Here is a 2,989-nt window from a genome sequence, read left to right on the forward strand (position 1 = left end):
ACGGCCGTGCCGATCGAGGAGACGTCAGCGAGGCCCAGGCGCACCGCGAACGCGCCGTCGCGCCGGTGCTCCGACGACCGGTCGGGTGCGGTGCGGTCGAACCGGCGGATGGGCGGCTGCGCGGGGTCGATGCAGGCCGCCATGCCCGTCGGCTCGCGCCGGCCGCCGTCGATGCCGTCGTCGAGGCGGTCGGCACCGGCGGATGCCGCATCCGAGCCGGTCGCCTCGAGCCCCGCGTCGACGCCCGAGCGCAGGATGTCGGGGCGCAGCATCTCGACGCCGTGCCGTCGCGCGTCGGCGGTGAGCGTCGCCGGCGAGTAGAAGCCCATGGGCTGGGCGCGGAGGAGGGCCGCGAGGAACGCGGCTGGGTAGTGCAGCTTCAGCCACGAGCTCGCGTAGACGAGCAGGCCGAAGCTCAGGGCGTGGCTCTCCGCGAAGCCGAAGTTGGCGAACGCCTCGATCTTCGCGTAGATGGAGTCGGCCACGTCGGGCTCGATGCCGTTCTCGGCCATGCCCTCGTAGAGCTTCGAGCGGAGCCGCTCGATCTTCTCGACGCCGCGCTTGGAGCCCATCGCCCGGCGCAGCAGGTCGGCGTCGGCGGCGCTGCAGTTGCCCACGGCGACGGCCATCTGCATGAGCTGCTCCTGGAAGAGCGGCACGCCCAGCGTGCGGGCGAGCACGGGTTCGAGGTTCGGGTGCAGGTACGTGACCGGCTCCTCGCCGGTGCGCCGGCGGATGTAGGGGTGCACGGCGCCGCCCTGTACCGGGCCCGGCCGGATGAGGGCGATCTCGACCACGAGGTCGTAGAAGCAGCGGGGCTGCAGCCGGGGGAGCGTGCCCATCTGCGCGCGGCTCTCGACCTGGAAGACCCCGATCGAGTCGGCGCGGCAGAGCATGTCGTAGACGGCCGCCTCCTCTTTGGGGATGGTGGCCAGCTCCCACTGCTCACCGGTGTGCTCGCGGATGAGGTCGAACGTGTACTGCAGCGCCGCGAGCATGCCGAGCCCCAGCAGGTCGAACTTCACGAGGCCCATCCAGGCGCAGTCGTCTTTATCCCACTGCAGCACGGTGCGGTGCTCCTTGCGGGCGTGCTCGATCGGGCACACCTCGCCGACGGGGCGATCGGTGAGCACCATGCCGCCCGAGTGGATGCCGAGGTGGCGGGGGAACGTGAGCAGCTGCTCGGCGAGCTCGACGACCGGGGCGGGGATGTCGTGGTCGTCGGTGGAGACCACCGCGCCCCACCGCTCGACCTGTCGGGACCAGGCGTCCTGCTGCCCGGTGGAGTAGCCGAGCGCCTTCGCCATGTCGCGCACCGCGGCCTTGGGCCGGTAGCTGATGACGTTCGCCACCTGCGCGGCGTTGTTCCGCCCGTACTTGCCGTAGACGTACTGGATGATCTCCTCGCGGCGGTCGGAGTCGAAGTCCACGTCGATGTCGGGCTCCTCGTCGCGCAGCGCGGAGAGGAACCGCTCGAACGGCAGGTCGAAGAAGATCGAGTCGACCGCGGTGATGTCGAGCACGTAGCAGACCGCCGAGTTCGCGGCAGAACCGCGCCCCTGGCACAGGATGCCGCGACTGCGCGCCTCGCGGACCAGGTCGTACACGATGAGGAAGTAGCCGGGGAAGTCCTTCTGCTCGATGACGTCGAGCTCGCGGGCGAGCCGTTCGCGCACGTGGTGGGGGAGACCCGGGTACCGCTTCTCCGCGCCCGCCCACACGAGTTCGCGCAGCCAGCTCATGGGCGTGTGGCCGTCGGGCACCTCCTGGCGCGGAAGGCGCGGGCGGGCGCTGCGCAGCCGGAACCCCAGCTCCCCGGCGAGGGTCACCGATCGCGCGACCGCACCCGGGTACCGCTCGAACCGGCGCATCATCTCGGCGCCCGAGCGCAGGTGCAGCCCGTCGGAGGCGGGCAGCCACCCGTCGAGCTCGTCGAGGCTGCGCCGCGCCCGCACCGCCGCGAGCGCGGAGGCGAGCCGGTGCTCGCCCGGGGTGGCGTAGTGCACCGCGTTCGTGGCGAGCAACGGCAGCCGGGCGCGTTCGGCGAGGCCGGCGAGGGCGTCGTTCGCGTCCTGGTCGAGCGGATGCCCGTGATCGAAGAGCTCGACGACGACGTGGTCACGGCCGAAGAGCGCGATCAGCCGGTCGAGCTCGCGCCACGCGGCATCGGGCCCGCCCGCGGCGAGGGCACGTCGAACCATTCCCTTACGGCATCCGGTGGGGATGATCCATTCATTGCCGGAATGCTCGGCGAGTTCCTCGAGCGAATAGGTGGGCAGGCCCTTCTCGCCGCCGGCGAGCTGGCCGGCAGTGATCGCACTCGCGAGGCGGTGGTAGCCCGCCTCCTGCCTGGCGAGCACGAGCAGGTGCTCGCCCTCGGGGTCGGCGGCGCCCATCTGCGGCTCGGTGAGCCCGAGCGAGAGCTCGGCGCCGAACACGGTCGCCAGTTCGGGGAAGCTCTCGGCCGCCTCCGCGAACCGCACGATGCCGTAGAAGCCGTCGTGGTCGGTCATCGCGAGCCCCGAGAGGCCGAGGCGGTGCGCCTCCTCGACCAGCTGCTCGGGCGTCGAGGCGCCGTCGAGGAAGCTGAACGTGGAGTGGGCGTGCAGCTCGGCGTAGGGCACGATCGGCCCGGCCTGCACCTCGAGGCCCTCGGACGGGCGGTACGGATGCCGCTTGCGGCTCCATGCCGGACTGTCGCCGCCGTCGGCGATGAGCGGCGGCCCGCCCGGCCGCCGCTGGTCGGAGAGCTTGCGTTCGAGGTCCGACCAGGGGATCGACGGATTGTTCCAGCCCATCAGTCGTACCTCGCCTCGGCCCACCAGCCCTCGCCGTCACGCACCAGCAGCCAGGCGCAGCCGTCGTCGTCGACGACCTGGAACCGGTGCACGCGCTTGGCGTGCTCGGCGTCCCACCAGCGTTCGACCACCGGCCACGGCCCCGCCCATGCCCGGACGGGCGTCGCCTCGCGGCCGCCGACGGCGAACCG

1 protein-coding gene and 1 pseudogene are annotated in these 2,989 nt (G+C 72.1%); both read right to left on the reverse strand.

Annotation, left to right across the window (positions count from 1 at the left end; all coding sequences use genetic code 11):
- Positions 1–2,798: error-prone DNA polymerase (locus GH736_RS20245; RefSeq protein ID WP_159606537.1), on the reverse strand; the 2,798-nt coding region annotated here is incomplete at its 3' end.
- Positions 2,798–2,989, reverse strand: a pseudogene (locus GH736_RS20250) (DNA polymerase Y family protein); the annotation flags it as partial. The gene GH736_RS20245 and the pseudogene GH736_RS20250, both read right to left, overlap by 1 nt.

The organism is Agromyces humi, assembly GCF_009720255.1.
Classification (GTDB): domain Bacteria; phylum Actinomycetota; class Actinomycetes; order Actinomycetales; family Microbacteriaceae; genus Agromyces; species Agromyces humi.